The organism is Pseudomonas sp. ANT_J28 (assembly GCF_008370005.1).
In the GTDB taxonomy this organism is placed as follows: Bacteria; Pseudomonadota; Gammaproteobacteria; order Pseudomonadales; family Pseudomonadaceae; genus Aquipseudomonas; species Aquipseudomonas frigoris.
The window spans coordinates 1-25,440 of sequence record NZ_VOBM01000060.1 but is presented as its reverse complement, the minus strand read 5'-3'; the positions used below and the strand labels follow the sequence as shown (position 1 = coordinate 25,440).

The window sequence follows — 25,440 nt, the reverse complement described above, 5'->3', positions numbered from 1 at the left end:
CTTGCTCGCGAATGCGGTGCGTCAGTCGACATCAACGTTGACTGACGCACCGCATTCGCGAGCAAGCCCGCTCCCACATTGGTTTGTGGGTGTTTTTGGGTCCAGTCATCACACAGCCCCAATTGGGCATTTTTTTTGCCACGCTTGGCGGGCATACTAGGCCGTCCCTTTCCCTGGTGTCGCCCGCCTCTATGCTTCGCGTCCTGATAGCCCTTGCTCTGACATGCCTGCTCCAACCGGCCTTTGCTGACGAGCGCGCGCAAACCCAACAACAGTTGGACGCCACGCGTCAGGACATTGCCGAGCTGAAAAAACTGCTGGGCAAACTCCAGGAAGAAAAATCCGGTGTGCAGAAAGACCTCAAAGGCACCGAGACCGAGATGGGCAAGCTCGAGAAGCAGGTCGAAGTCCTGCAAAAAGAGCTGAAGAAAAGCGAATCCGAGCTGCAGCGACTCGATGCCGAGAAAAAAAAACTCCAGAGCGCGCGAATTGAACAGCAGCGACTGATCGCCATTCAGGCCCGCGCGGCCTATCAGAACGGCCGTCAGGAATACTTGAAGCTGCTGCTCAACCAGCAGAACCCGGAAAAATTCGCCCGCACCCTCACCTATTACGACTACCTGAGCCAGGCCCGCCTGGAGCAGCTGAAGAATTTCAACGAAACCCTGCGCCAACTGGCCAATGTCGAAAAAGACATCGCCATGCAACAGGCGCAATTGCTGGTGCAGAAAAGCAGCCTCGACAGCCAGCGCGACGAACTCGACAAAGTCCGCAAGGAGCGCCAGCAAGTCCTGGCCAAGCTCAGCGACGACGTGAAGGTCCGCGATCAGAAGCTGGCAGCCCGCGAGCAGGATCAGGCAGACCTGTCTAAAGTCCTTAAAACCATTGAAGAAACCCTGGCCCGTCAGGCCCGAGAGGCAGAAGAAGCGCGGCAAAAAGCGCTGATCGCCCAGCAGGAAGCCGAAAAAAAGCGTTTACGTGAGGCTCAGGCTGCAGCAGATGCAGACGCCACTGACGCCCCACGCAAACCCGTTAAATCGACACCCGGCGCACTGGTTTCAAGTTCAGGCGAGACCTTTGGTGGCCCCTTTGCTTCAAGCCGGGGAAAACTTCCCTGGCCAGTTGATGGTCGACTGCTGGCACGCTTTGGCGAAACCCGTGGCGACGACGCCCGCACCAAGTGGGACGGCGTGATGATCAGCGCCTCTGCCGGCAGCCAGGTGCACGCCGTGCATGGTGGTCGCGTGGTATTCGCCGACTGGTTGCGAGGCGCCGGGCTGCTGGTGATTCTCGACCACGGCAACGGTTTTTTGAGTCTTTATGGTCACAACCAGACGCTGCTCAAGTCTGCGGGTGACGTGGTTAAAGCCGGTGAGTCCATCTCCACTGTAGGTAGCAGTGGCGGGCAGGACACACCAGCGCTGTATTTCGCTATTCGTCAGCAGGGTCACCCGAGTGATCCAGCGCAATGGTGTCGCGCGCAAGGATAAGCACGCGACCTAATTCAGGAGTTCGTTCGACATGCTGCATTTGTCCCGCCTTACCTCGCTGGCCCTGACGATCGCCCTGGTGATCGGCGCGCCGCTGGCGTTTGCCGCTCAACCGGCCCCGGCGGTCGCGCCTGCGGGCACTGCTGCGACCACCAAGGCGCCATTGCCGCTGGAAGAGTTGCGCACCTTTGCCGAGGTCATGGATCGGATCAAGGCTGCCTATGTCGAGCCGGTGGACGACAAGACCCTGCTGGAAAACGCCATCAAAGGCATGCTCAGCAACCTCGACCCGCACTCCGCCTACCTGGGCCCGGAAGACTTCGCTGAGTTGCAGGAAAGCACCAGCGGCGAATTCGGCGGCCTGGGCATCGAAGTTGGCGCCGAAGACGGTTTCATCAAGGTGGTTTCGCCGATCGATGACACTCCGGCCTCCAAGGCTGGCATTCAGGCCGGCGACTTCATCGTCAAGATCAACGGCCAACCGACCCGCGGCCAGAGCATGACCGAAGCCGTGGACAAGATGCGCGGCAAGATCGGCCAGAAAATCACCCTGACCCTGGTGCGCGACGGCGGTACGCCGTTCGACGTGACGCTGGCCCGCGCCATCATTCAAGTGAAGAGCGTGAAGAGCCAGTTGCTGGAGTCCGGCTACGGTTACATCCGCATCACCCAGTTCCAGGTCAAGACCGGCGATGAAGTCTCCAAGGCCCTGGCCAAGCTACGCAAGGACAACGGCAAGAAGCTCAAAGGCATCATTCTCGACCTGCGTAACAACCCGGGCGGCGTGCTGCAAGCGGCGGTGGAAGTGGTCGACCACTTCATCACCAAGGGCCTGATCGTTTACACCAAGGGCCGTATCGCCAACTCCGAACTGCGCTTCTCCGCCACCGGCAAGGACGAAAGCGAAGCCGTGCCAATGGTCGCACTGATCAACGGCGGCAGCGCCTCGGCCTCGGAAATTGTCGCTGGCGCCTTGCAGGATCAGAAACGCGCGGTGGTCATGGGCACCACCAGTTTCGGCAAAGGCTCGGTACAAACCGTGCTGCCGCTGAACAACGAACGCGCACTGAAGATCACCACGGCGCTGTATTACACGCCGAACGGCCGCTCGATCCAGGCTCAGGGCATCGTCCCGGACATCGAAGTGCGCAAGGCCAAGATCACCAACGAGCAGGACGGCGAATACTTCAAGGAAGCCGATCTGCAAGGTCACCTGGGCAATGGCAACGGCGGCGCCGACAAACCGACCAGCGCCAGCGGCAAAGCCAAGGCGATGCCGCAGGATGACGACTACCAATTGGCCCAGGCCCTGAGCCTGCTCAAAGGGTTGAGCATCACCTCCGGCCGCTGAGATGCGCCTGCGGTTGCTCCTCGGTCTGCTGTGTTGTCTGGTGGGTGTCGCTCACGCGGCGCCTGCCCCTCAAAAGGCCTACATCACTCTGATCATCGATGACCTGGGGCAGAACCTGCCCCGGGATCGCCGCGTGCTGGCCCTGCCCGGGCCCGTAACCACCGCGATCATGCCCGACACGCCCCACGCCACCGAATTCGCTCGCGAAGCCCATCGTGCCGGCAAGGTCGTCATCCTGCACATGCCCATGGACCCGGCCACCGGCCCGTTCGCCTGGCACCCCGACTTGCCCATCGACGAACTCGAGAAACGCCTGAACGCGGCGCTCAAGGTCGTGCCCTATACCGCTGGCATCAACAATCACATGGGCAGTCGCATGACCTCTCAGCCAGCCGCCATGGCCTGGTTGATGGCCGACTTGCAACGCCGACACAAGTTCTTCGTCGACAGCCGTACCAGCGCGCAAACCGTGGCGGCCGCCGAGGCGCAGAAAATTGGTCTGGCGAGCGTTTCGCGGGATGTATTCCTGGATGACGAGCCCACTGAAGCCGCGATTTTTACTCAGCTACAGACGGCTATCAGCCTGGCGCGCAAACAGGGTTCTGCGGTGATGATCGGGCACCCGTATCCGCAGACATTAGCGGTGCTTGAACGTGAATTACCCAAGCTCAAAGCTCAGGGTATTGACTGGATCGACATCAAACAGATGATCAGCGTGCGCGGCAATCGTGCAACGGCAGCGCACGGCAAGGATGGCCAGTACCGCCTCCCGACTGCCCGATAATTCCTCGCAGCCCACTCCATTTCGCGATAACTATTTATACCTGCCGGTACACAGCCGCGTGCCACGATAGCGCTCACCCTGAATTTCATCACCAAGGAATGGACATGAAATACCTTAGCTTCTTTTGCTTCGCAGGCCTGATTGGCCTGCTGGCTATTTCCGCAGTGCAGGCCCGCGATCTGGGCGAAGGCGCCGTCAACGACTCACCGTCAAGGGCACTGCAAAACAGCGAACATCTTTATGAACTCTGGAGCGGCGTGGGACGACTCAATCTCCAATCGGGCTTGACCTGCAGCGCCGTTCTACTGGATACGCGAAACAGGCAAGGCCGAGCCACCGGCCCTGCTTACCTGCTCACCAGCGGTCATTGCGTGTTGTTTCAGTACGGTTCGGCGCGGACCAATCTGCCTTTTAAAGCCAGCGTCACCTTCCACTACTTTCATGACATGCCACAGCGTAAGCGCCGATACGCCATCCGGACTGCCCGATGGAGCAGTCTGGTCGGGACCGATCTTGCAGTACTGGAGGTCGACGCAACATTGGCGTCGCTGATACAGGCCGGGGTCAACCCGCTCAAGCTGGCGTCCCATCAAACCAACGAGAGTCATGATGCGCTTAACATTGGCGCGCCGAGCGGCTTTACCGAACAAGGGCTTCGACTGAGTGCCTGCGCTGAACAAACCGCCGGAACGTTCATCGATCACCCCGGGGTGTTCCCTTTGGCCATGAAAAACAACTGCGACCTTCACGGTGGCAGCTCCGGTAGCCCGATGCTGAACCGCCGCACCAATGAAATTACCGGCATCGTCAGTAAAGTCGTGATCTCGCGCAATACCCCAGCGCCGCCAGATTGTGAGCACTCGTCGTCTTGCAAGGCCGCCCGTTTCAACTACAGCTACTCTGCCAACTTTCTGCACAACTGCTTTATTGACGGTGTCTTCACCAGCGATGGGGCGGACTGTTCGTTGGAGCCGGTCGAGTTGACTGTCACGGAGCCCTGGAAGCTCAAGTCATACGTTCATAGAACGCAAAACGCGGATGAGCAGATCGTATTGCCTACGTGGGACTTCAGGTTCTCCCTCGATGCGCCCTTCTATCGCTACAAAACGGTCCATAACGCCAGGGACTGCAAAGCTTCCGACAATTACAGCGCCGCCATCAGCGCTGAAGATGCTTACATCAATACTGAAATCGGGCCACAAAGCGGCGCACATGCACTGTGCATTATCGGCGTCGCCTCAGGGGAACTGCAGCTGACAAGGGCGATGTTGAATAACGTGTTTACAAGTGCCGTGTACTTGAGCGCGACGCCGGCTCCGTCTCAGGTTGTATCGAAGTGATGGTTACAGATACTTCGCCATGATGTCGTCCACCACGCCTTCCTTGCGTAGCTGATCCAGCGCCGCCTGTAATTTGGCAACGGTTTCGTCCGGCACCTGCCTGTTCAGCGCCAGGTACAGTTCGGCGCTGTTGAAGCGCAGCACGGTCTTGAGCCCGGTTACCCCGTCCTGGCGCGCCAGATAGCGCCCGGCGGGGTCGCCGGTAGCCCACAGGTCGATCTGACCGTTGAGCAGTTTTTTTGCGTTGTCCTGATCCCGCAGCACAACGATCGGTTTCAGTCCTTGCTTGGCCAGCGTCTCGGCAATCGCATCGCCCTTGTAGGCGCCGATCTTGTATTTGCGCGCCTGCTCCAGCGACTCAAGGCTGATCTTGCTATCGGCCTTGGCCAGCATGATCCAGTCATCCGGCCCGATCGGGCCAACCCACTTGAACAGGTTCTCGCGGTCCGGCAACCGCGCCATCACAAATACGCCGTAACCGGACTTCTCCAGGGCGAGCTTGTAGATTCGCTCCCAAGGGAAACGCAACGTCAGGCTGTAGGTGACTTCGGCGCGTTTAAACATCTCGCGGACGATGTCCACCGCGATGCCATTGATGTTCTCGTCCTGAGCGAAGTTCTTGCCGTTCTTCGCCATGTTGTACGGGGGGAAATTTTCAGTCAGCAACACCAGACCGGTGTCGGGATTTTCTGCGGCATGCGCTCCATTGACGAGCAATAGAGAAACGCTGGCGAGGACAAGAAGAAGGCGTTTAAGCATGTCTGGCTACCGAGATCCATGGCGTACCCAAGAGTGCCCTGAGCCCGCCATGATGTCCACTGGCCTGTATCGGTTTGTTTAGCGCATCACGATGCCGCGATGAGCCATGTAGGCCTTGGCTTCCTGCACGGTGTATTCGCCGAAGTGGAAAATACTCGCCGCCAACACCGCACTGGCGTGGCCTTCTAGAATGCCGTCAGCCAAGTGCTGGAGGTTGCCGACGCCACCGGACGCGATCACCGGAATACCCAACGCATCGCTGATCGCGCGGGTAACGCCCAGATCGAAGCCGTTTTTCATGCCGTCCTGGTCCATGCTGGTCAGCAGGATTTCACCGGCACCCAGGCCTTCCATCTTCTTCGCCCATTCAACGGCGTCGAGACCGGTTGGCTTGCGACCGCCGTGGGTGAAGATTTCCCAGCGCGGCGTCTCGCCCGGGCCGGAAACCTTCTTGGCGTCGATGGCAACGACAATGCACTGCGAACCGAAATGCTGAGCAGCCTCGCCAACGAATTCCGGGTTGAACACCGCAGCAGTGTTGATCGAAACCTTGTCCGCGCCAGCATTCAACAGGTTGCGGATATCCTGCACGGTGCGCACGCCGCCGCCCACGGTCAGCGGGATGAACACCTGGCTGGCCATGCGCTCGACGGTATGCAGCGTGGTGTCGCGACCATCGACGCTGGCGGTGATGTCGAGAAAGGTAATCTCGTCGGCACCTTGCTCGTCGTAGCGACGGGCGATTTCCACCGGGTCGCCGGCATCACGGATGTTCTCGAACTTGACGCCCTTGACCACCCGGCCGTTATCCACGTCCAGGCAAGGGATGATGCGTTTGGCCAGCGCCATGGTCAGTCCTCAGCCTTTGTACGAATCGCAGAAAGCTTGCGCTTCAGCGACATCGAGAGTGCCTTCGTAGATCGCCCGACCGGTGATCGCGCCGATGATGCCTGGCGCTTTCGCGTCGAGCAGCGACTTGATGTCACCGAGGTTGTGGATGCCACCGGAAGCGATGACCGGGATCTTCGTCGCGGCGGCCAGCGCAGCGGTGAACGGAACGTTGCAGCCCTGCATCATGCCGTCTTTGGCGATGTCGGTATAAACGATCGCGGACACGCCATCAGCTTCGAATTGCTTGGCCAGGTCGATCACCTGAATGGTGCTGATTTCAGCCCAGCCGTCAGTGGCGACAAAACCGTCTTTAGCATCCAGACCGACGATCACTTTGCCCGGGAACGCGCGGCAAGCTTCAGCAACGAAAGCCGGATCTTTCACGGCTTTGGTGCCAATGATCACGTAGCTCACGCCCGCTTTCACGTAGTGTTCGATGGTTTCCAGAGAGCGGATACCGCCGCCGATCTGGATCGGCAGGTTCGGGTAGCGCTTGGCGATGGCGGTGACCACTTCGCCGTTGACCGGCTGGCCTTCGAAGGCGCCGTTCAGGTCGACTAGATGCAGACGACGGCAACCGCCCTCTACCCACTTGGCAGCCATGCTCACCGGGTCATCGGAGAACACCGTGGAATCTTCCATGCGGCCCTGGCGCAGACGAACACAGGCACCGTCTTTAAGATCGATAGCGGGAATAATCAGCATCTGGCAAACCTTCAAATTCGATTGTTCAGCTTCGCTCGAAAATCAGTTTTTCTCGAGCGCCCACAAGTCGCTTTCGATGCTTTCGAACCTCTCTTTGAGGTGCGTCTGCACATCGAAAATCGCCCTGTTGTAATAGTGCGGCGCAATTTCGCGGGTAAACAGCTCAAGGATTTCAGCCGCTTCGAACGAACCCAGGTCCAGTTCGAAGCGATCTTCCATAAAGCGTTTGATCTTGTGATTGGCCTCGTTCTCCTGTTCGGGAGTGAGGGTCAGGATCGGCGGCTTCTTCTTGACGGCCATTTACCAGCGACCATCCCACGCGGCGAAGTTCTGCAGCAATTGCAGGCCATGGGTATGGCTTTTCTCCGGGTGGAACTGCACGGCGAAACGCGAGCCATCGGCCAGCGCGGCGGCGAAATCGACACCGTAGTGACCGCCACCCACCACTTGCCGCGGGTTGCCGGCAGCGATGTAGTAGCTGTGCACGAAGTAGAAACGCGCCAGGTCCGGAATGTTGTGCCACAGCGGATGTGTGACCGTCTGCTTCACTTCGTTCCAGCCCATGTGCGGGACTTTCAGGTGTTCGCCGTTTTCGTGCAGGTCTTTGCCGAAGAACTTCACCGCGCCCGGAAACAGGCCGATGCAGTCGACGCCGTCGTTCTCTTCACTGCTGTCGAGCAAGGCTTGCATGCCGACGCAGATGCCGAGGAACGGGCGGTCCTGGCTGACTTCGCGCACCAGCGAATCGAAGCCCAGGCGACGGATCTCCACCATGCAATCGCGAATCGCGCCGACACCGGGAAATACCACCCGGTCGGCTTCGCGAATCACGTCGGCATCACTGGTGATCAAGACCTTGCCGGCACCGACGTGCTCGAGGGCCTTGGCCACCGAGTGCAGGTTGCCCATGCCGTAATCGATAACCGCGACCGTCTGCATTACAGAACGCCTTTGGTCGACGGCATCTGACCGGCCATGCGGTCATCGAGCTCTACGGCCATGCGCAGTGCGCGGCCGAAAGCCTTGAACACGGTCTCGATCTGGTGGTGGGTGTTGTGCCCACGCAGATTGTCGATGTGCAGGCTGACGTTGGCGTGGTTGACGAAGCCCTGGAAGAATTCCTGGAACAGGTCAACGTCGAAACCGCCGACGGTGGCGCGGGTATAAGGCACATGCATCTGCAGGCCCGGACGGCCGGAGAAGTCGATCACCACGCGCGACAGCGCTTCATCGAGCGGCACGTAGGCATGGCCGTAGCGACGGATGCCTTTTTTGTCGCCGATGGCTTTGGTGAAGGCCTGACCCAGGGTGATACCGACGTCTTCCACCGTGTGGTGGTCGTCGATATGCAGGTCGCCCTTGCTGACAATATCCAGGTCGATCAGCCCGTGACGGGCGATCTGGTCCAGCATGTGCTCAAGAAAAGGAACACCGATATCAAATCGGGCCTTTCCGGTGCCATCCAGGTTGATCGAGGCTTTGATCTGGGTTTCCAGAGTGTCGCGCTCGACTGACGCCTTACGTTCGGCCATCACCAGCTCCGCAAAATCATTGGGCGAAAAAGGCAACCATTATAGGGGCGCGGGCGCCAAACAGAAACACGGGAGGTGATTTCACTGACGGAGTGAATCCCGTGTTGTCGGGGATAGACATGTCAGCACAAGCCAGCAAACCCAGATTCTGTACCTTGAGGAGATCAAATGTGGGAGCAAGCCCGCTCCCACAGGGGTTTTGCGTTAGTGGAACAGTACTGCGGTTTTCTGCAGGGTCACCCAAACACCCCACGCCAACGGAATCCCTACCACCAGCCACGCAGCCACTGCCAAAGGCTTAGTGCCCGCATCCGCTTTCCACTCCAAAACGGTGCTGCTGTCAGCACCTTTGTCGTGGCCCAGCGCCTGTTCGGCAGCCAGCTCAGCGTCGGTCATGAAGTACTTGTCAGCCACCGGACGCACCAGCAGGTTGCAGATGAAACCCAGCACCAGCAGGCCCGCAAGGATGTACAGGGTGATGTCGTAAGCCGCGGCGCGTTCAACGCCGATGCTCAGCTGATACTCACGCAGGTAGTTCACCAACACCGGACCTAACACACCCGCCGCCGCCCAGGCAGTCAGCAGACGACCGTGGATCGCGCCGACCATTTGCGTACCGAACAGGTCCGCGAGATACGCAGGGACAGTCGCAAAACCACCGCCGTACATCGACAGGATGATGCAGAAGGCCGCTACGAACAGCGCAACGTTGCCCAGGTGACCGAGGTTCGGGATCAACGCGTACAGCGCGAAACCGAGGGCGAAGAACACGAAATAGGTGTTTTTGCGGCCCAGGTAATCCGAGAACGAGGCCCAGAAGAACCGGCCACCGATGTTGAACAGACTCAGCAAACCAGTAAATCCGGCAGCAATCGCAGCGATCGAGGCCAGTTGCCCAGCGTCCAGTTGACCAAACGTCTGGTCAGTGCCCAGCAATTTGCCGGCGAATACTTCCTGCAACAGCGGCGAAGCCATGCCGAGGATGCCGATACCCGCCGAAACGTTCAGGCACAGCACCAGCCACACCAGACGGAATTGCGGGGTTTTCCACGCCACATTCACGTGGACGTGACGGTGGGTGATCATCGCGTTGGAAGCTTTCTTCGCCGGAGCCGTCCAGCCTTCAGGCTTCCAGCCGGTTGGCGGAACGCGATAGGACAGTGCGCCACCGATCATGAATACGAAGTAGATCGCGGCCATCACCAGGAAGCTCTGCCATACGCCGACGCTGGTTGGCGAAGCGAAGTGGCCCATCAAGGCTGCGGCCAGCGGAGCACCGACCATCGCGCCACCGCCGAAACCCATGATCGCCATGCCGGTCGCCATGCCGCGCTTGTCCGGGAACCACTTGATCAGGGTCGAGACCGGCGAGATGTAACCCAGGCCCAGGCCGATACCGCCAATGACCCCGGAGCCGATCCACATCAGCCATATCTGGTGGGTATAGACCCCCAGCGCTGAAATCAGCAGACCGCCACACCAGCACAGTGCCGATACAACGCCAGCCTTGCGTGGCCCGGCGTGTTCCAGCCAGCCGCCCCAGATGGCGGCCGAGCAACCGAGAAAGATGAAGAACAGGGTGTAGATCCAGCCGAGCATCGAGATCGGCCAGTCACATTGGGACGAGAAGACTTGCGAGATGAAGCTCATGTCCGGTGCGCAGGTCACTGCCTTGGTCACGCCCAGGGCTTTGGACAGTGGCAACCAGAACACCGAAAAGCCGTAGGCCATGCCGATGCAAAGGTGAATGGCCAGGGCAGCCGGCGGTACCAGCCAACGGTTGAAACCGGGCTTGGCGATGATGCGTTCCTTGGACAGGAACGCGGGCTGGTCGGCTTTGAGGTCGTCCGCCGTGATGCTCGTGGTCATTGTGTATCCCCCAATTATTAGAATGGTTCGTCAGCGCTCCTCACCCACAGCCTTTATGCGCACGCATGACTGTTTTTGAGGTGAAGCTCCATTTTTGTGCGACATCACGCCGCAGAAGGACGGACGAACCGGCAGAGGTTACCATCTGTACGTGACAGAAAAACCAAAGTGACATCACCTTTTGTATGTCATCAGTTCTCGTACCACTGAAGGAGCCCTCATGCCGATCATTGTCGAGCCGCTAAACGAAGCCACTTATCAGGATCAGCAAGATCTGCAGAAGATCTACCGCGATGCTCCGGACTGGCTGTTTGCCCCGTTTGCCGGGGATTTGCAGCTGATCGAAGGCTGCCTGCTGGACGGCTCGCTGATCGCTGGCCGCTTCAATGATCGACTTTTGGGTGCAGCACGCCTGCAACGGCACCAGGATGTCTGGCACCTGTCCCAACTATGCGTACGAAAAATTACCCGTCGTCGTGGCGTGGCCGAGCGCCTGGTGAAAGAAGCGCAGAAAATGGCGTCGCAATCAGGCGCGACATTGCGCTTGCTGGCGCCTGCCGGGTATCTGGAGGCACAAGCGCTGGCGGCCAAACTGAAAATACCGCTGGATGTATTGCCGACGTGATCGCTGACCGGTCGTCCGTTGCGGAGCGCTATACTCCCCGGCTAAATTTCGAATTCGACTAACTACAAGGACTCGCCCATGAAAGCGTTCGGCAAAATCCTGGGTCTGGTACTTCTCGGGCTGTTGCTGATCATTGTGGCGTTGGGCTTTGCCCTGACCCACCTCTTTGATCCCAACGACTACAAAGACGAGATTCGCCAGATAGCCCGCGACAAGGCCCACATCGAGCTGACGCTCAATGGCGATATCGGTTGGAGCCTGTTCCCGTGGCTGGGCCTGGAATTGCACGAGGCCACCGTCGCGACCCTGGCCAAACCCACCGAGCCGTTCGCTGACTTGCAGATGCTCGGCCTGTCGGTTCGCGTGTTGCCGCTGCTGCGCCGTGAAGTGCAGATGAGCGATGTGCGCGTCGAAGGCCTGAACTTGCGCCTGACCCGCGACAAGGACGGCCACGGCAACTGGCAAGACATCGGCAAGGCGCCAGCGCCGGCCACGCCGCCCGCGACCACTGGCGAACCAGCGACCGAGACCACCGCCCAAGCGGAAAAACCGGCCCAGCCGATTCGCCTGGACATCGACAGCCTGACCGTCAACAACGCCCGCGTTGAATACAGCGACGAGAAAACCGGCAAGCAATTCAGCGCCGAAAGCATCCAGCTGAGTACCGGCCCGGTGCATGACTCCACCAACATCCCGGTCAAACTCACCGCGTTCCTGGGCACCAACCAGCCGGTCTTGCGTGTCCGTACCGAGCTCAACGGCGAGCTGCGTTTCGAGCGCGCACTGCAGCGCTACAAACTCGAAGACATGAAACTCTCTGGCGAAGTGGCTGGCGATCCGCTGCAAGGCAAAACCATGACCTTCGCCGCCCAGGGCCAGTTACTGCTCGATAAAGCCGCGAACGTCGCCGAATGGACTGGCATCAAGATCTCTGCCAACCAACTGCGCGCATTGGGTGAACTAAAGGTCAACGACCTCGACAAAACCCCGCAAATCAGCGGCGGCCTGTCGATCGCCCAGTTCGATCTGGCGAAATTCGTCGACAGCATCGGCCAGAAGCTTCCGGCGATGGCTGAAGGCAGCCTGAGCAAAGTCGAGTTGGTCAGCCGCCTTGCCGGCACGCCGACCAGCGTGGTGCTCGACGACATCAACCTGAAAGTCGACGACAGCACCTTCAGTGGCCGCATCGCCGTCGAGGACTTCGCCAAACAATCGCTGCGGGCGACCCTCAAGGCCGACACCTTCAACGTCGACCGTTACCTGCCGCCAAAATCTGCCGAAGCCAATAGCGCGACCCAAGTGCGTCAGGCCGAAGTGGCCAGCACCGAAGCCGACGCCATGGCTGGCCCGGGCAACACCCCGTTGCCGCAAGCACCGACCAAAGACGCGTGGAGCAACGAGCGCCTGCTGCCGGTGGAACGCCTGAGCAAACTCGACGTAGACGCTGACCTCACCTTCGGCCAGCTGACCCTCGATAAATTGCCGATCCAGAACGCTGCGCTCAAAGCTACCGGCCAGGACGGCCTGCTGACGCTGGAGAACCTGCGCGGCGATTTGTACGACGGCAACTTCGACGCCAAAGGTACGCTCGACGTGCGCCAACAGGTGCCCGCACTGAACATGCAGACGAGCATCAGCAAGGTACCGGTGGAAAAAATCCTTGAAAGCCAAGGTAAAAGTCCGCCGGTAAAAGGTCTGGTGACACTCAACAGCAACCTGACCGGCAGCGGCAACAGCCAGAAAGCACTGATCGAAACCCTCAACGGCAACGCCAGTTTCGTCATCAACAACGGCGTGCTGCTCAATGCCAACCTGGAACAACAGCTGTGCAAAGGCATCGCCACCCTGAACCGTAAATCCCTCAGCGGCGAACCACGGGGCAAGGACACACCGTTCCAGGAACTCAAGGGCAACCTGACCTTCCGTAACGGCGTGGCCAGCAACCCGGACCTGAAAGTGCGCATCCCGGGCATGACCGTCAAGGGCGACGGCGATGTCGATCTTCGGGTGTTGGGCATGGACTACCGCGTGGGCGTTATCGTCGAAGGCGACAAGAGTGACATGCCGGACCCGGCGTGCCAGGTCGGCGAGAAGTTTGTCGGCATCGAGTGGCCGCTGCGCTGCCGTGGCCCGCTGGAACTGGGCGCCAAGGCTTGCCGCCTCGATAACGAACGCATGGGCCAGGTCGCGAGCAAACTGGCCGGCGAACGGATCAGCGAAAAAATCGACGAGAAGCTTGGCGACAAAGTCAGCCCGGAACTGAAAAATGCGTTGAAGGGGCTGTTCAAGCGATGAGAGCCGAGCAGTTTTCATCGGCGGTGCTGGACTGGTACGACCGCCACGGCCGCCACGATTTGCCTTGGCAACAAGGCATCACCCCGTATCGGGTGTGGGTCTCGGAAATCATGTTGCAGCAGACCCAGGTCAGCACGGTGTTGAACTACTTCGACCGCTTCATGGCCTCGTTGCCGACGGTCGAAGCCCTGGCCGCCGCGCCGGAAGACGAAGTCCTGCACCTGTGGACCGGCCTCGGTTACTACACCCGCGCGCGCAATCTGCAGAAGACCGCGAAGATTGTTGTCGCCGAGTACGGCGGCGAGTTTCCGCGGGATGTGGAAAAGCTCACGGAGCTTCCGGGTATCGGCCTGTCCACGGCGGGCGCCATCGCCAGCCTGAGCATGGGTCTGCGGGCGCCGATCCTCGACGGCAACGTCAAACGGGTGCTGGCGCGTTTTACCGCGCAAGAGGGTTATCCGGGCGAGCCAAAGGTCGCCAAACAGCTGTGGGCCAACGCTGAGCGCTTCACGCCGCATGATCGGGTCAACGCCTACACCCAGGCGATGATGGATCTGGGCGCCACGCTTTGCACTCGTAGCAAGCCGAGCTGCCTGCTCTGCCCACTGGAAAAAGGCTGCGAAGCGCACATGCTCGGCCTGGAGACGCGCTACCCGATCCCCAAACCGCGTAAAGCCGTGCCTCAGAAGCGCACGCTGATGCCGATGCTCGCCAACGGTGAAGGTGCGATTTTGCTTTACCGTCGTCCTTCCACGGGCTTGTGGGGCGGTTTATGGAGCCTGCCGGAACTCGACGACCTCGACGACCTGCAACATCTGGCTTCGCAGCACTCGCTGGAACTGGGCAGCCAACAGGCGCTGCCGAGCCTGGTACACACCTTCAGTCATTTTCAGTTGTCCATCGAACCCTGGCTGGTTCAGGTCCAGGAGGCCGGCCATCACGTGGCCGAGGCCGACTGGCTCTGGTATAACCTCGCCACCCCGCCGCGCCTGGGCCTTGCCGCCCCGGTCAAAACCTTGCTCGAACGCGCGGCCGCCGTATTGAACGCAGGAGAGTCGTCATGACCCGCACCATCATGTGCCGCAAGTACAAAGAAGAATTGCCCGCCCTGGAGCGCGCTCCATTTCCAGGCGCAAAAGGTCAGGACATTTTTGACCACGTCTCGGCCAAAGCCTGGGCAGACTGGCAAAAGCACCAGACCCTGCTGATCAACGAAAAACGCCTGAACATGATGAACGCCGAAGACCGCAAATACCTTCAGGGCGAGATGGACAAGTTCTTTTCCGGCGAGGAATACGCCAAGGCTGACGGCTACGTTCCGCCGGCTGAATAATCCCGCTTTTTCGAGGGTCGGAACGTAAGCGACGGTAATAATTAAAATTTTTTTGAAAACTTTCTTGACGACCCCCTGAAAAACCAGTTTAATGCGCCCCGTTGCCCAGATAGCTCAGTCGGTAGAGCAGGGGATTGAAAATCCCCGTGTCGGCGGTTCGATTCCGTCTCTGGGCACCAAATACCGAAAACCCTGAATCGCAAGATTCAGGGTTTTTTTATGTCTGGGATTTGATGAGGCTCGGCTCCCGACTGTCTTCTACGACTGATTCCTACGGGCGGAGGACTTAAAACAGCCGCACGTTTGCGCTTTAATACCCGGAATTTCCTTTCTGAAAAGGGCAGAAGCCTGTGGCATCCCTGACCAAGCAACAAAAGCGAGCCAAACGCGCCAAGGTAAAAGCCAAGCAACAGCGCGTAGCCCGAAGCATTCACCACCCTGCCCGGGTCGACGATTTTTCTGATGGGCCAGATGCCTATCCGATTGAGTTCTTCGAGGCTCTGTTTACCCAATTTCAAGAAGCAGAAAGCCAAAGCCGCAAAGCGCTGTTTGTCGCGCTATTTATCGCTCTGGCCGATGTGATGTCGGCAGCCCCCGAGCTTCAACAGGAACTGATCAAGACGGGCGACCCTTCCGAGTCGATGGCGGTACTCAGCCAATCCTTTTTGATTGATTACCGAAAATGGGCCTACGGCGCGACAGAGGCCGAAACCCTGGAATGGCTCACCAGGCCTGACGTGCTCGACGATTTCAATCTGGCCATGGAGGAAGCGGTTGCCGAGTTGTCGGCAGATCTATCCGAAGACGACGACGAATAGTCCCACTCGCTACGGACAAACCGAACAGGTGATGCCCCGCACTTCAATTAATGGCATCCTTGCGCCCAATTTAATCGCCCGCTGGCGATAGCCCTCAAGGCCTGCGCGCAGGGATGATCGTTCTCCATCGGGACACCCAGACTCACATCCCTCCTTGCTGTCAGGCCCCGGCTCGCATTGCATTGAGAGGAACACTCGTGAATCAGCAAAACCTGGCCGACTTCATCTGGAACGTCGCAGATGTACTGCGCGGCGATTTCAAGCAATCCGAATTCGGTCGCATCATCTTGCCGTTTACCGTGCTGCGCCGATTGGAGTGCGTGCTGGAACCTACACGCGACAAAGTTCGCACACAGTTCACCGCCCTGAAGAACACCTCCGTCGACCGAGACCTGATTCTGCCGGGCATCGCCGAGGCGACGTTCTACAACATCTCGCAGTACGACCTTTCGAGTGTCGGCGCGACGAGCACACGAGCTAACCTGGAAGACTACATCGCCAAGTTCTCGGCCAATGCTCATCAGGTTTTCCAGCATTTCAATTTCAGCGACTGGCTGACTCGCCTCGAAAGCGCCAACCTGCTGTATCTGGTCACCCAGAAATTCGCCAGTATCGACCTGCACCCCGACACCATCAGCAACCATGAAATGGGCCTGGTGTTCGAACACCTGATCCGCAAATTCGCTGAATCAGCCAACGATACCGCTGGGGAGTTTTTCACCCCGCGTGATGTGGTACGCCTTGCCACTACGCTGGTATTTGCTCCTGATCATGAAGCACTCAATGGCAAAGGCGTAATTCGCACCGTTTACGATTGCGCGGCTGGCACTGGTGGCTTCCTGTCCTCCGCGATTGAGCTGGTCGGCGAGTGGAACCCTAAGGCGGACATGATCCCCTACGCTCAGGAATTGAACCCAGAGACCTACGCAATCTCATTAGCGGATAAATTGATCCAGGGCTTCGAAACCAAGAACATCAAACTCGGTAACACCCTCTCCCACGACCAACTGCCCCACGAACAGTTCGACTACTGCCTGGCTAACCCGCCATTCGGCGTTAAATGGGAAAAAGTACAAAAGCAGGTGCAGGACGAGCAAAAAAATAAAGGCTTTGCCGGACGGTTCGGCGCTGGCCTGCCACGGGTTGGCGATGGCTCGTTGCTGTTCCTGATGCATTTGCTGTCCAAGCGCAAACCTGTCGAATTGGGCGGTAGCCGGATCGGTATCGTGCTGTCTGGGTCGCCGCTGTTCAACGGGGGTGCGGGTTCCGGCGAATCGGAAATCCGTCGCTGGATTCTGGAAAACGATTGGCTGGAGGCAATCATCGCCCTGCCCAACGACCTGTTTTACAACACCGGCATTGGCACTTACATCTGGGTACTGTCCAATCACAAGGACGCCGCACGCAAGAACCAGGTGCAACTGATCGACGCAACGGCCATGCATACGCCGATGCGTAAATCCCTGGGCAGCAAGCGCAAGCTCCTTTCGGAAAGCCAGATCGCCGACATCGCTCGCCTGCACGATGCGGGTGAGGATGCACCCAACAGCAAAATCTTCAACACCACGGACTTCGGCTACCGCCGCATCACCGTCGAACGCCCACTGCGTCTGCGCTTCAGCGTCACGCCAGAGAAAGTGGCCGCCTATACTGCCAGCAAAGGTGCCGATCACATCGCTCAGTTCGCGGGGGTCGAAGGCAGCTTCGACAACCTGCCCGCCTTCCTCAAGGCTGCTGGGGTGAAAAAGCTTGGAAAAGCCGCGTTAAAAGCCCTGTTCAGCTGTTTTGGTGAGCGCGACCCTGAAGCCCAGCCAGTTCTGGATGAAAAAGATCAGCTCCAGGCTGATAGTGATCTACGTGAAAACGAAAACGTCCCGCTCAACCAACGCATCGAAGACTACTTCGCCCGTGAAGTGCTGCCACACGTACCCGATGCCTGGATCGATACCAGCAAGTGTGACGAGAAGGATGGACTGGTTGGCATCGTGGGTTACGAGATCAACTTCAACCGCTACTTCTACCAGTACCAGCCGCCACGTTCGCTGACCGAGATTGATGCTGACTTGAAAGCCGTGGAAGCGGAGATCGCTGCGCTGCTGAACGAGGTGACGGCATGAGTCATTACAAGCCGTATCCGGCTTATAAGGATTCTGGGGTGGAGTGGTTGGGGAAGGTGCCGGAGCATTGGGATGTTAAAAGCATTAAATACGTCGCACCTCACGTTGGCAGCGGTAAAACACCGTCTGGAGGCTCGGAGGTTTACCAAGACTCTGGGATTTTGTTTCTCCGAAGCCAAAATGTATATGACGATGGGTTAAGACTCGACGATGCAACTTACATTTCGGAAGAAATAGATCTCACAATGAAAGGCTCCAGAGTCAGAGCAAATGACGTTCTGTTGAATATTACTGGTGCGTCTATTGGACGAAGTTGCCTAGTCCCAGAAATTTTTCAACCAGCAAATGTAAACCAGCATGTTTGCATTATTCGGCCCGAGAGTAGGGAAACAGCGAAATGGCTTTCACTTTGTCTGAAAAGTGAATCCGTGCAGTCTCAAATAGATTTCTCACAAAATGGAGCAGGACGTGAGGGGTTAAATTTTGAGCAGATTGGCAATATTTGTATCTCTCTGCCGCCAACCACAGAACGACTCCGTATTTCAGAGCACCTTGAACACGAAGTTGCTCGGATAGACGGACTTATTGCAAAGAAAACCCGATTCATCGAGCTCCTGTGTGAAAAGCGTCAAGCACTGATCACGCATGCCGTCACCAAGGGTCTCGACCCCGCTGCCAAAATGAAAGACTCCGGCGTGGAATGGCTTGGTGACGTACCCGAGCACTGGGCAGTAAAACGCTTGAGACTCATCGCAAGCGTTCAAACTGGTATAGCAAAAGGTAAGGACAATACCGATAAAGAGACAGTCCAAGTCCCTTATCTTCGTGTAGCCAACGTCCAGGACGGCTATCTAGATCTTGAGGAAGTATCGACAATCCATATACCTACTAAAGATCTAGATCGTTATCTGCTTCAGAAAGGTGATGTGCTAATGAACGAGGGTGGAGATTTTGACAAGCTAGGACGCGGGCACGTCTGGCACGGCGAGGTTGAACCATGTATCCACCAGAATCATGTTTTTGCTGTGAGGCCAAACCAAGTCCAACCCCAATGGCTAAACACCTTTACAAGCTCTAAAGCAGCCCAGTTCTATTTTATGGGTCGCTCTAAACAAAGCACGAATTTGGCTTCGATTTCGTCAACCAATCTTATGGAGCTTTCCGTTCCGGTTCCCTCAGATGCTGAGCAACACGAAATATTGGGGGCCCTCTCTGATATGACTACTCGCCTCGACACCCTAATCACCAAAACCGAACTCAGCCTCACCCTGCTAAAAGAACGTCGCTCCGCACTGATCACCGCCGCCGTAACCGGCCAGATCGACCTACGGGAAGCCTCATGAGCCAAGGTCGCAGCATTCGCTTGTTCCTCGTCGACGGCACACCCAACGGCTTGCTAACCGCCGAGATCATCAACTGGTCCGGCCACGTGCTGACAGGCCCACGCAGCAAACTTACAGAGCTGGTGCAGCGCCCCGAATGTGGGCGCACTGGCGTTTACTTCCTGATGGGACCAGATCCAGACGGAAGTTTGCGTAATAGGGTTTACATCGGTGAATCCGACGACGTCGCACAACGACTCAAGCAGCACAACCGCGGAGAAGATCAGGGCGGAAAGGATTTCTGGGAGCGAGTCTGCCTGGTCACCAGCAAAGATCTGAATTTGACCAAGGCTCACGTCAAATATCTGGAGAGTTGGCTGATGCGTATTGCCCGAAGTGCCGGGCATTGCATCGTCGTCAACGGCACAGCCCATGAGTACGACAACTTGCCGGAATCGGATCGCGCCGACATGGCATTTTTCCTGGATCAAATTCGCATTGTGTTACCGGCGCTGGGTTTCGACTTTCTGCGTGATGTGACCAAACCTTCGCAGATCAACGAAACAACCAGCCCTGGCACAAAAACTGTCAGCCAGTCGCCTGTATTCGAACTGACCAGCAAAAACCGCTCGATCAAAGCCTTCGCCCAAGAAATCGATGGCGAGTTTTTTGTACTCAAGAACTCCGATGCCAGTGAGCGCTGGATCAGCACGCCGCATAGCTATCAGACGCTTTATTCGCGAGTGGTCAGCGAGGGCGTGCTTCCAGAAACAGAAACTGGCTTACGCGTATTCGCTGACGATTACGCATTCAACAGTCCGAGTGCTGCCGCCGCAGTGGTGTTAGGTCGTAATGCCAATGGTCGAACCGAGTGGACCGTCCAAGGTTCTGGCCAAACCTACGCAGCCTGGCAGGATCAACAAATTGCTGGATTGCGCCCCGCGCTTCCTTCAGCCCTGATCACCACGGAATAAACCCATGAACGAAGCCGCCCTTCAACTTTATCTGCGCGAGCATTTCCCCAAGGAGAATGCCGCCTGCGAGTGGAAGGAGTTCAAGAACCTCACCCACGCCGTGTCTGGACGCAAAGGCGAGGACATTGCCAGCTATCTGTCGGCCATCGCCAATATGGCCGGCGGACACCTAGTGATTGGTGTTGAGGACGCTTCGTTGCGTATTGTCGGCATCGAAAAGTTTCACGATTACACGCCCGAAAATATCCGCCAACGCTTATTGGGACGCTGCACCAATCTGAACTCAGAAGGGTTTCGCATAGAAAGCTTCACAACCAGCGATACCGCTAAAGTCGTGTGGGTCTTCCACATTCCGCAGCATCAACCTCGATTACCAGTGTATGCCCACGACAAAGCCTGGCAGCGCCTGGATGACGCACTGATTGAAATGCGTCCGGAGCGACTGGAAGCCATTTTGAGTGAGCCGGTCGATAATCGTGACTGGTCAGCCGAAATCGTGGAAGGCGCCACTCTCCACGACCTGGATGAACAGGCGCTGATCGTGGCAAAAGAGAAGTTTGCCGAGAAATATCGCAACGCCTCTTTCGCGGCGGAAATTCCCGCTTGGGATACCGCAACCTTCCTGGACAAAGCGAAGATCACCATTCAGGGCCGGATCACTCATACCGCTCTGTTGTTACTCGGTAATCCACAGTCCAGCCACTTCCTGCCTACGCTGGCGCAAATCACTTGGAAGTTGACGGGCGAGGAGCAGGCTTACGAGCATTTCGGTCCGCCATTCCTTTTGGCTACCACCCAGGTGCTGCACCGCATCCGTAACATCAGCTACAAGCTGTTCCCGCAAAACCAGTTGCTCGCCACTGAGGTCAGCAAGTACGACACACGCGTTATCCTCGAAGCGTTGCACAACTGCATTGCCCACCAGGATTACCAACTGCGCTCACGCATCATCGTTACTGAGAGGGTCGATCGACTGGTATTTGAAAACGCGGGAGGATTCTTCGAAGGGCAGCCTGAGGATTATTTCAGCGGTGAGCAAACCCCGACTCGATACCGCAATCCATGGTTGACCCAGGCGATGGTCAGCCTAAGCATGATCGACACCATGGGCTTCGGTATCCGCACCATGACGCTGTCACAGCGCAGTCGCTATTTTCCGCTGCCGGATTACAGTAAATCCGAACCGAAAAAGGTCGTGCTGGAAATTTACGGGCATGTGATCGACGAGAATTACACACTGCTGTTGCTTGAACGTGACGATCTGCCTCTGAACACGGTGATGTTGCTGGACCGGGTTCAGAAAAAGCAGCCCATCACGGACGCGGCCGCAGGAATGCTTCGTAAGCAGGGGCTCATCGAAGGCCGAAAACCGAATTACTACACTGCCGCCCAGGTAGCGCAAACCACTGGCAACAAGAGCGACTACATTCGTAATCGAGCCTTCGACGATGCCTACTACAAACGCCTGATCCTCGATTATCTGAAGCACTATGGCTCAGCATCCCGTGACGAGCTGGTCACGCTGATCCTAGACAAACTTTCAGACGCTTTAGACGAAAAACAGAAGCAGAACAAATTCCGCAACCTGCTGAACGCTATGTCGACTCGCGACAAAACCATTGAAAAATCAGGTGGTTTACACAAAGGCCGTTGGATTCTAAAGCCCAAACCAAGCATCTTTATCTAGACAAACTTTAGTCAAACTCTAGACAAACTCCCCCGCTGAGCCGGGCTCAATTTAGCTGTGAAGGATCGCACATGTCCCACATCCACCATGAATGTGAACTGGAACGCCACATCATCGAACAGTTGGCCGATAACGGTTGGCTGATTGGTAAATCCAGTGGTTATGACGTCGCACGGGCGTTGTATCCGGAAGATGTGCTCGATTGGCTGAATGACACCCACGCACAGCAACTGGCTGCGCTGCGAAAAATGCACGGTGAGAGTACGCGCACCGTTTTGTTCGACCGATTGGGAGCGCAGCTCCAAAACAAACTGGGTGGCACGATAAATGTGTTGCGCCATGGCTTTACCGTTTCGGGTGCCGGCGTTCTGGTCATGAGCCAAGCCTTGCCTGAAGACGCCCGCAACGACACTGTCATTGCTCACTATGCCGCCAACCGTCTGCGGGTAGTGCCCCAACTGCGCTACTCACAGGACAAGACCGACGAGATCGACCTGGTGTTTTTTATCAACGGTTTGCCGGTCGCGACAGTCGAGCTTAAGACCGATTTCACTCAGTCAGTGGAGGCAGCCATGCAGCAGTACTGCCAGGACCGTCCACCAAAAAGCGTGAAGACAGGCCTGGCTGAACCGCTGCTGACGTTTCGTCGGGGAGCAGTGGTGCATTTCGCAATGAGCGACAGCGATATTCGCATGACCACCCGACTGGCCGGCGACTCGACGTTCTTCCTGCCATTCAACCGTGGCAATGACGGCGCGGCGGGTAACCCGGGCAACAAGGACGGTAGCTATCCGGTCAGCTACCTGTGGCAACAGGTACTGCAAAAAGACAACTGGCTGCGAATCTTCCACCGTTTTGTGCTGCTGGAGCGCAAGGAAGTGCAGGACGCCAAGGGCATTGCATCTTTCAAGGAAACGCTAATTTTTCCACGCTTCCACCAGTGGGAAAGTGTGACGGCGATGCTCAAAAAGGTAGAGCAAGAAGGCGCAGGCCAACCTTATCTGATCCAGCACAGCGCAGGCTCCGGTAAAACCAACACAATCGCCTGGACTGCCCACTCGCTGATCCGTATTCGCCGTCCGGATGGCGAACCTTACTTTCACAGCGTCCTGGTGATTACTGATCGTCAAGTGCTGGACAAACAACTACAAGACGCCATCAAGCAAATCGATCACCAGACAGGGTTGGTGCGGGCTATTGACCGTGAGGACAACAATCAGCCCAAAAGCGTGCAATTGGCAAACGCCATGCTCGAAGGCACTCCAATCATCATTTGCACATTGCAGACGTTTCCTCACGCACAGAAGGCGATTCTGGGCGAGAAATCTCTGCGTGATCGACGCTTCGCAATCATCATTGACGAAGCCCACAGCTCTACTGGCGGCACTACAGCGGACGATCTGCGTTATGTGCTGACGGGACAAAGTGAAGAAGAATGGGAGCAACTCAGCAAAGAGGAGCGCCTCTCTGTATGGCAGTCCTCGCGCCAGAGGCCCGGCAATGCCAGTTACTTCGCGTTTACTGCTACACCTAAACACTCGACTATGAGTCTGTTTGGCCGCCCACGGCATCCAGATAAACCAGTCAGCATCGATAACCCGCCCGTACCCTTCCACCTGTACACAATGCAGCAGGCGATTGAAGAGGGCTTCATTCTCGATGTACTGAAGAACTACAGCAGCTACAAAGTTGCCTTTAAAATCGGCTCGGCGTTCATGGACAGCCAAGATGAGCGAGTCGATGAGAAAAGCGCCAATCGGGCCTTGGCCAAATGGTTGTCACTCAACCCGGTCAACGTTGGTCAGAAAGTCGAACTGATCGTTGAACACTTCAAAAAGAACGTCAGCCATCTGCTCAATGGGCAAGCCAAGGCAATGATCGTGACGCCCTCTCGCGCTTCAGCGGTCAAGTATCAATTGGCCTTACAGGACTACTGCGAGCGCAATGGTTACACCAGCATCAAGTCGATGGTTGCGTTCTCTGGCGATGTGCCTAACCAAGAAGTCAAAGCCACAGGATTCAAGGAGGATCACGCTTTTAGCGAAACCAACCTCAACCCGGGGCTCAACGGACGTGACATGCGCAACGCCTTTGATACTCCGGATTACCGGGTGATGATTGTCGCCAACAAATTTCAGACCGGCTTCGACCAGCCAAAACTGGTCGCGATGTATCTGGACAAGAAAATCTCCGGTGTTGAAGCCGTACAGACACTGTCTCGTCTGAACCGCACTTACCCCGGCAAAGACAAGACTTTTGTCATCGATTTCGCCAACGAGTCAGAAGAAATCCTCAAGGCCTTCAAAACCTTCTACCGCAATGCGCAGGTAGCAGATATTCAAGACCCGAACATTGTCTACGACATCAAACAACGTCTCGATGAGATGCATATCTACGATAGTGCCGAAGTGACGGCGTTCGGCGATGCAATTGTTGACCGAAAAGTTACGCATCAGAAGCTGTATGCCCTGACTCAACCGGCAACTGATCGTTTTAACGGCAAGCTCAAGCTGCTCAATGACGGTATTGATCAATGGGAAAAAGCTTGGGAGATTGCCAATGAACAGGGCGATGAGCAGGACATGCAGAACGCTGATGTTCAGCGCGCCGAATTCGCAAAAAAACGCGACGAACTGATGATCTTTAGCGAAAGCCTAACTAAGTTTGTTCGTACCTACGAGTACGTGGCACAACTGGTGGAGTTTGCTGACCCGTCGCTGGAAGCCTTTGCCAGTTTCGCCCGATTGTTGCGTAAACGATTGAAAGGGATAGGTTCTGACCAGGTCGATCTCGCTGACCTGACACTCAGTCATTTCAAGATCAACCAAGGTAGCTCACTGGGTGGAGTGCTTCCAACGGGAGAGACTCCAAGCCTTTACAGCGTGACCGACAATGGTCTGCGGGACGCACGGGACCGAGAGAAGAAATACCTTTCCGAATTGATTGAAAAGCTCAATGAAGCGTTTGGAAAAAACATTACTGATACCGACAAAGTTGCCTTTGCTGTGCACGTGTCAGAGAAGCTCCGATCCGATACCGTTGTGATGGATCAAGTCCAGAACAACACTCGCGAACAAGTCATGAAGGCTGATCTTCCAAGAAAAGCCATTCAAGCCATTGCCGGCGCCATGAGTAGCCACCACAGCATGGCCACGCAACTGCTAAGCGACGAGGCGACCAGAGACGTTTTCATAACGGTACTCTATGAGCTGCTGAAAAAGGACGCGGGGGCAGATTTGATCGAACAGGCCAGGTAAGGGATCCTCAGTTCAATTCCATTCCGTCTCTAGGGCATCAAATACCGAAAACCCTGAATCGCAAGATTCAGGGTTTTTTTATGCCTGCGATTTGATGAGGGACTGATCCAGGCACTATCGAGCGCCGGAGGAAGCATCATTTCCCCGCTTCCTATCGCCACGCCTGGGGATTCCATGACCATCCGGACACCCATTCCACCAACATCCGGACACTGATTCCACGCTGATCCGGACACTCATTCCACGAGCATCCGGACACCGATTCCACGGCCATCCGGACACTTTCAGGCA

The 25,440-nt window shown here is 57.0% G+C and carries 21 protein-coding genes and 1 tRNA gene; 15 read left to right on the top strand and 7 right to left on the bottom strand.

Annotation, left to right across the window (positions count from 1 at the left end; translation table 11 throughout):
• The first annotated feature begins 191 nt into the window (after positions 1-191).
• The 4 genes from FQ187_RS27835 to FQ187_RS27820 all read left to right on the top strand — a co-directional run bounded on the left by FQ187_RS27835 (position 192) and on the right by FQ187_RS27820 (position 4,965).
• A complete protein-coding gene (locus FQ187_RS27835) occupies positions 192-1,490 on the top strand; it encodes a murein hydrolase activator EnvC (protein WP_149631933.1) in 1,299 nt (432 codons plus the stop codon).
• Between the two features lie 31 nt (positions 1,491-1,521).
• Positions 1,522-2,841, top strand: a complete 1,320-nt coding sequence (locus FQ187_RS27830; protein ID WP_149631932.1) for a S41 family peptidase — start codon at positions 1,522-1,524, stop codon at positions 2,839-2,841.
• 1 nt (position 2,842) lies between these two features.
• Positions 2,843-3,625, top strand: a complete 783-nt coding sequence (locus FQ187_RS27825; protein WP_149631931.1) for a divergent polysaccharide deacetylase family protein — start codon at positions 2,843-2,845, stop codon at positions 3,623-3,625.
• Positions 3,626-3,729: 104 nt separating this feature from the next.
• Complete coding sequence (locus tag FQ187_RS27820; RefSeq protein ID WP_149631930.1) at positions 3,730-4,965, top strand: serine protease; 1,236 nt, start codon at positions 3,730-3,732, stop codon at positions 4,963-4,965.
• A 3-nt stretch (positions 4,966-4,968) separates the two neighbouring features.
• On the opposite strand, the gene FQ187_RS27815 is transcribed toward FQ187_RS27820, so the two are convergent.
• The 7 genes from FQ187_RS27815 to FQ187_RS27785 form a co-directional block, all read right to left on the bottom strand.
• Complete coding sequence (locus tag FQ187_RS27815; RefSeq protein WP_149631929.1) at positions 4,969-5,724, bottom strand: ABC transporter substrate-binding protein; 756 nt, start codon at positions 5,722-5,724, stop codon at positions 4,969-4,971.
• A gap of 78 nt (positions 5,725-5,802) precedes the next feature.
• Entirely contained in the window at positions 5,803-6,573 is a 771-nt protein-coding gene (gene hisF, locus FQ187_RS27810) for an imidazole glycerol phosphate synthase subunit HisF (RefSeq protein WP_007897430.1), read from the bottom strand.
• A gap of 9 nt (positions 6,574-6,582) precedes the next feature.
• Positions 6,583-7,320 carry a 1-(5-phosphoribosyl)-5-[(5-phosphoribosylamino)methylideneamino]imidazole-4-carboxamide isomerase gene (hisA, locus tag FQ187_RS27805; RefSeq protein WP_033058290.1) on the bottom strand — a complete coding sequence of 246 codons (738 nt, stop codon included), beginning with the start codon at positions 7,318-7,320 and terminating at the stop codon, positions 6,583-6,585.
• A gap of 42 nt (positions 7,321-7,362) precedes the next feature.
• Positions 7,363-7,620, bottom strand: a complete 258-nt coding sequence (locus FQ187_RS27800; protein WP_008024930.1) for a DUF2164 domain-containing protein — start codon at positions 7,618-7,620, stop codon at positions 7,363-7,365.
• Complete coding sequence (gene hisH, locus FQ187_RS27795) at positions 7,621-8,259, bottom strand: imidazole glycerol phosphate synthase subunit HisH (RefSeq protein WP_149631928.1); 639 nt, start codon at positions 8,257-8,259, stop codon at positions 7,621-7,623.
• Positions 8,259-8,852 (bottom strand): imidazoleglycerol-phosphate dehydratase HisB, encoded by a 594-nt coding sequence (hisB, locus tag FQ187_RS27790; RefSeq protein ID WP_129439274.1) that lies wholly within the window; start codon positions 8,850-8,852, stop codon positions 8,259-8,261. The genes hisH and hisB overlap by 1 nt, the downstream gene beginning before the upstream one ends.
• Before the next feature lie 204 nt (positions 8,853-9,056).
• Complete coding sequence (locus tag FQ187_RS27785) at positions 9,057-10,721, bottom strand: OFA family MFS transporter (RefSeq protein ID WP_149631927.1); 1,665 nt, start codon at positions 10,719-10,721, stop codon at positions 9,057-9,059.
• A gap of 220 nt (positions 10,722-10,941) precedes the next feature.
• On the opposite strand from FQ187_RS27785, the gene FQ187_RS27780 reads away from it, so the two are divergent.
• The 11 genes from FQ187_RS27780 to FQ187_RS27730 all read left to right on the top strand — a co-directional run bounded on the left by FQ187_RS27780 (position 10,942) and on the right by FQ187_RS27730 (position 25,149).
• Entirely contained in the window at positions 10,942-11,346 is a 405-nt protein-coding gene (locus FQ187_RS27780; RefSeq protein WP_149631926.1) for an acetyl-CoA sensor PanZ family protein, read from the top strand.
• Between the two features lie 78 nt (positions 11,347-11,424).
• Positions 11,425-13,641: an AsmA family protein gene (locus tag FQ187_RS27775; protein WP_149631925.1), complete on the top strand. Its 2,217-nt coding sequence runs from the start codon at positions 11,425-11,427 to the stop codon at positions 13,639-13,641.
• Complete coding sequence (gene mutY, locus FQ187_RS27770) at positions 13,638-14,705, top strand: A/G-specific adenine glycosylase (RefSeq protein ID WP_140894138.1); 1,068 nt, start codon at positions 13,638-13,640, stop codon at positions 14,703-14,705. The genes FQ187_RS27775 and mutY overlap by 4 nt, the downstream gene beginning before the upstream one ends.
• Positions 14,702-14,974, top strand: a complete 273-nt coding sequence (locus tag FQ187_RS27765; RefSeq protein ID WP_008149405.1) for an oxidative damage protection protein — start codon at positions 14,702-14,704, stop codon at positions 14,972-14,974. Before mutY ends, FQ187_RS27765 begins: the two co-directional genes overlap by 4 nt.
• A gap of 103 nt (positions 14,975-15,077) precedes the next feature.
• A tRNA-Phe gene (locus tag FQ187_RS27760) sits at positions 15,078-15,153 on the top strand.
• A gap of 171 nt (positions 15,154-15,324) precedes the next feature.
• The gene (locus tag FQ187_RS27755; protein WP_149631924.1) at positions 15,325-15,792 is read left to right on the top strand and encodes a hypothetical protein; all 468 of its coding nucleotides are present in this window, start codon (positions 15,325-15,327) and stop codon (positions 15,790-15,792) included.
• A gap of 197 nt (positions 15,793-15,989) precedes the next feature.
• Entirely contained in the window at positions 15,990-17,909 is a 1,920-nt protein-coding gene (locus FQ187_RS27750; protein ID WP_149631923.1) for a class I SAM-dependent DNA methyltransferase, read from the top strand.
• Complete coding sequence (locus tag FQ187_RS27745; RefSeq protein WP_149631922.1) at positions 17,906-19,252, top strand: restriction endonuclease subunit S; 1,347 nt, start codon at positions 17,906-17,908, stop codon at positions 19,250-19,252. The genes FQ187_RS27750 and FQ187_RS27745 overlap by 4 nt, the downstream gene beginning before the upstream one ends.
• Complete coding sequence (locus FQ187_RS27740; RefSeq protein ID WP_149631921.1) at positions 19,249-20,205, top strand: GIY-YIG nuclease family protein; 957 nt, start codon at positions 19,249-19,251, stop codon at positions 20,203-20,205. The genes FQ187_RS27745 and FQ187_RS27740 overlap by 4 nt, the downstream gene beginning before the upstream one ends.
• A 4-nt stretch (positions 20,206-20,209) precedes the next feature.
• Positions 20,210-21,892 (top strand): RNA-binding domain-containing protein, encoded by a 1,683-nt coding sequence (locus FQ187_RS27735; RefSeq protein ID WP_149631920.1) that lies wholly within the window; start codon positions 20,210-20,212, stop codon positions 21,890-21,892.
• 71 nt (positions 21,893-21,963) lie between these two features.
• Positions 21,964-25,149, top strand: a complete 3,186-nt coding sequence (locus FQ187_RS27730) for a type I restriction endonuclease subunit R (protein ID WP_149631919.1) — start codon at positions 21,964-21,966, stop codon at positions 25,147-25,149.
• The last annotated feature ends 291 nt before the right edge of the window (positions 25,150-25,440 follow it).

Bases quoted from the DNA above. Each gene is read 5' to 3' on its own strand.
- FQ187_RS27835 (WP_149631933.1), top strand. From the start codon at position 192: ATGCTTCGCGTCCTGATAGCCCTTGCTCTGACATGCCTGCTCCAACCG.
- FQ187_RS27830 (WP_149631932.1), top strand. From the start codon at position 1,522: ATGCTGCATTTGTCCCGCCTTACCTCGCTGGCCCTGACGATCGCCCTG.
- FQ187_RS27825 (WP_149631931.1), top strand. From the start codon at position 2,843: ATGCGCCTGCGGTTGCTCCTCGGTCTGCTGTGTTGTCTGGTGGGTGTC.
- FQ187_RS27820 (WP_149631930.1), top strand. From the start codon at position 3,730: ATGAAATACCTTAGCTTCTTTTGCTTCGCAGGCCTGATTGGCCTGCTG.
- FQ187_RS27815 (WP_149631929.1), bottom strand. From the start codon at position 5,724: ATGCTTAAACGCCTTCTTCTTGTCCTCGCCAGCGTTTCTCTATTGCTC.
- hisF (WP_007897430.1), bottom strand. From the start codon at position 6,573: ATGGCGCTGGCCAAACGCATCATCCCTTGCCTGGACGTGGATAACGGC.
- hisA (WP_033058290.1), bottom strand. From the start codon at position 7,320: ATGCTGATTATTCCCGCTATCGATCTTAAAGACGGTGCCTGTGTTCGT.
- FQ187_RS27800 (WP_008024930.1), bottom strand. From the start codon at position 7,620: ATGGCCGTCAAGAAGAAGCCGCCGATCCTGACCCTCACTCCCGAACAG.
- hisH (WP_149631928.1), bottom strand. From the start codon at position 8,259: ATGCAGACGGTCGCGGTTATCGATTACGGCATGGGCAACCTGCACTCG.
- hisB (WP_129439274.1), bottom strand. From the start codon at position 8,852: ATGGCCGAACGTAAGGCGTCAGTCGAGCGCGACACTCTGGAAACCCAG.
- FQ187_RS27785 (WP_149631927.1), bottom strand. From the start codon at position 10,721: ATGACCACGAGCATCACGGCGGACGACCTCAAAGCCGACCAGCCCGCG.
- FQ187_RS27780 (WP_149631926.1), top strand. From the start codon at position 10,942: ATGCCGATCATTGTCGAGCCGCTAAACGAAGCCACTTATCAGGATCAG.
- FQ187_RS27775 (WP_149631925.1), top strand. From the start codon at position 11,425: ATGAAAGCGTTCGGCAAAATCCTGGGTCTGGTACTTCTCGGGCTGTTG.
- mutY (WP_140894138.1), top strand. From the start codon at position 13,638: ATGAGAGCCGAGCAGTTTTCATCGGCGGTGCTGGACTGGTACGACCGC.
- FQ187_RS27765 (WP_008149405.1), top strand. From the start codon at position 14,702: ATGACCCGCACCATCATGTGCCGCAAGTACAAAGAAGAATTGCCCGCC.
- FQ187_RS27745 (WP_149631922.1), top strand. From the start codon at position 17,906: ATGAGTCATTACAAGCCGTATCCGGCTTATAAGGATTCTGGGGTGGAG.
- FQ187_RS27740 (WP_149631921.1), top strand. From the start codon at position 19,249: ATGAGCCAAGGTCGCAGCATTCGCTTGTTCCTCGTCGACGGCACACCC.
- FQ187_RS27735 (WP_149631920.1), top strand. From the start codon at position 20,210: ATGAACGAAGCCGCCCTTCAACTTTATCTGCGCGAGCATTTCCCCAAG.
- FQ187_RS27730 (WP_149631919.1), top strand. From the start codon at position 21,964: ATGTCCCACATCCACCATGAATGTGAACTGGAACGCCACATCATCGAA.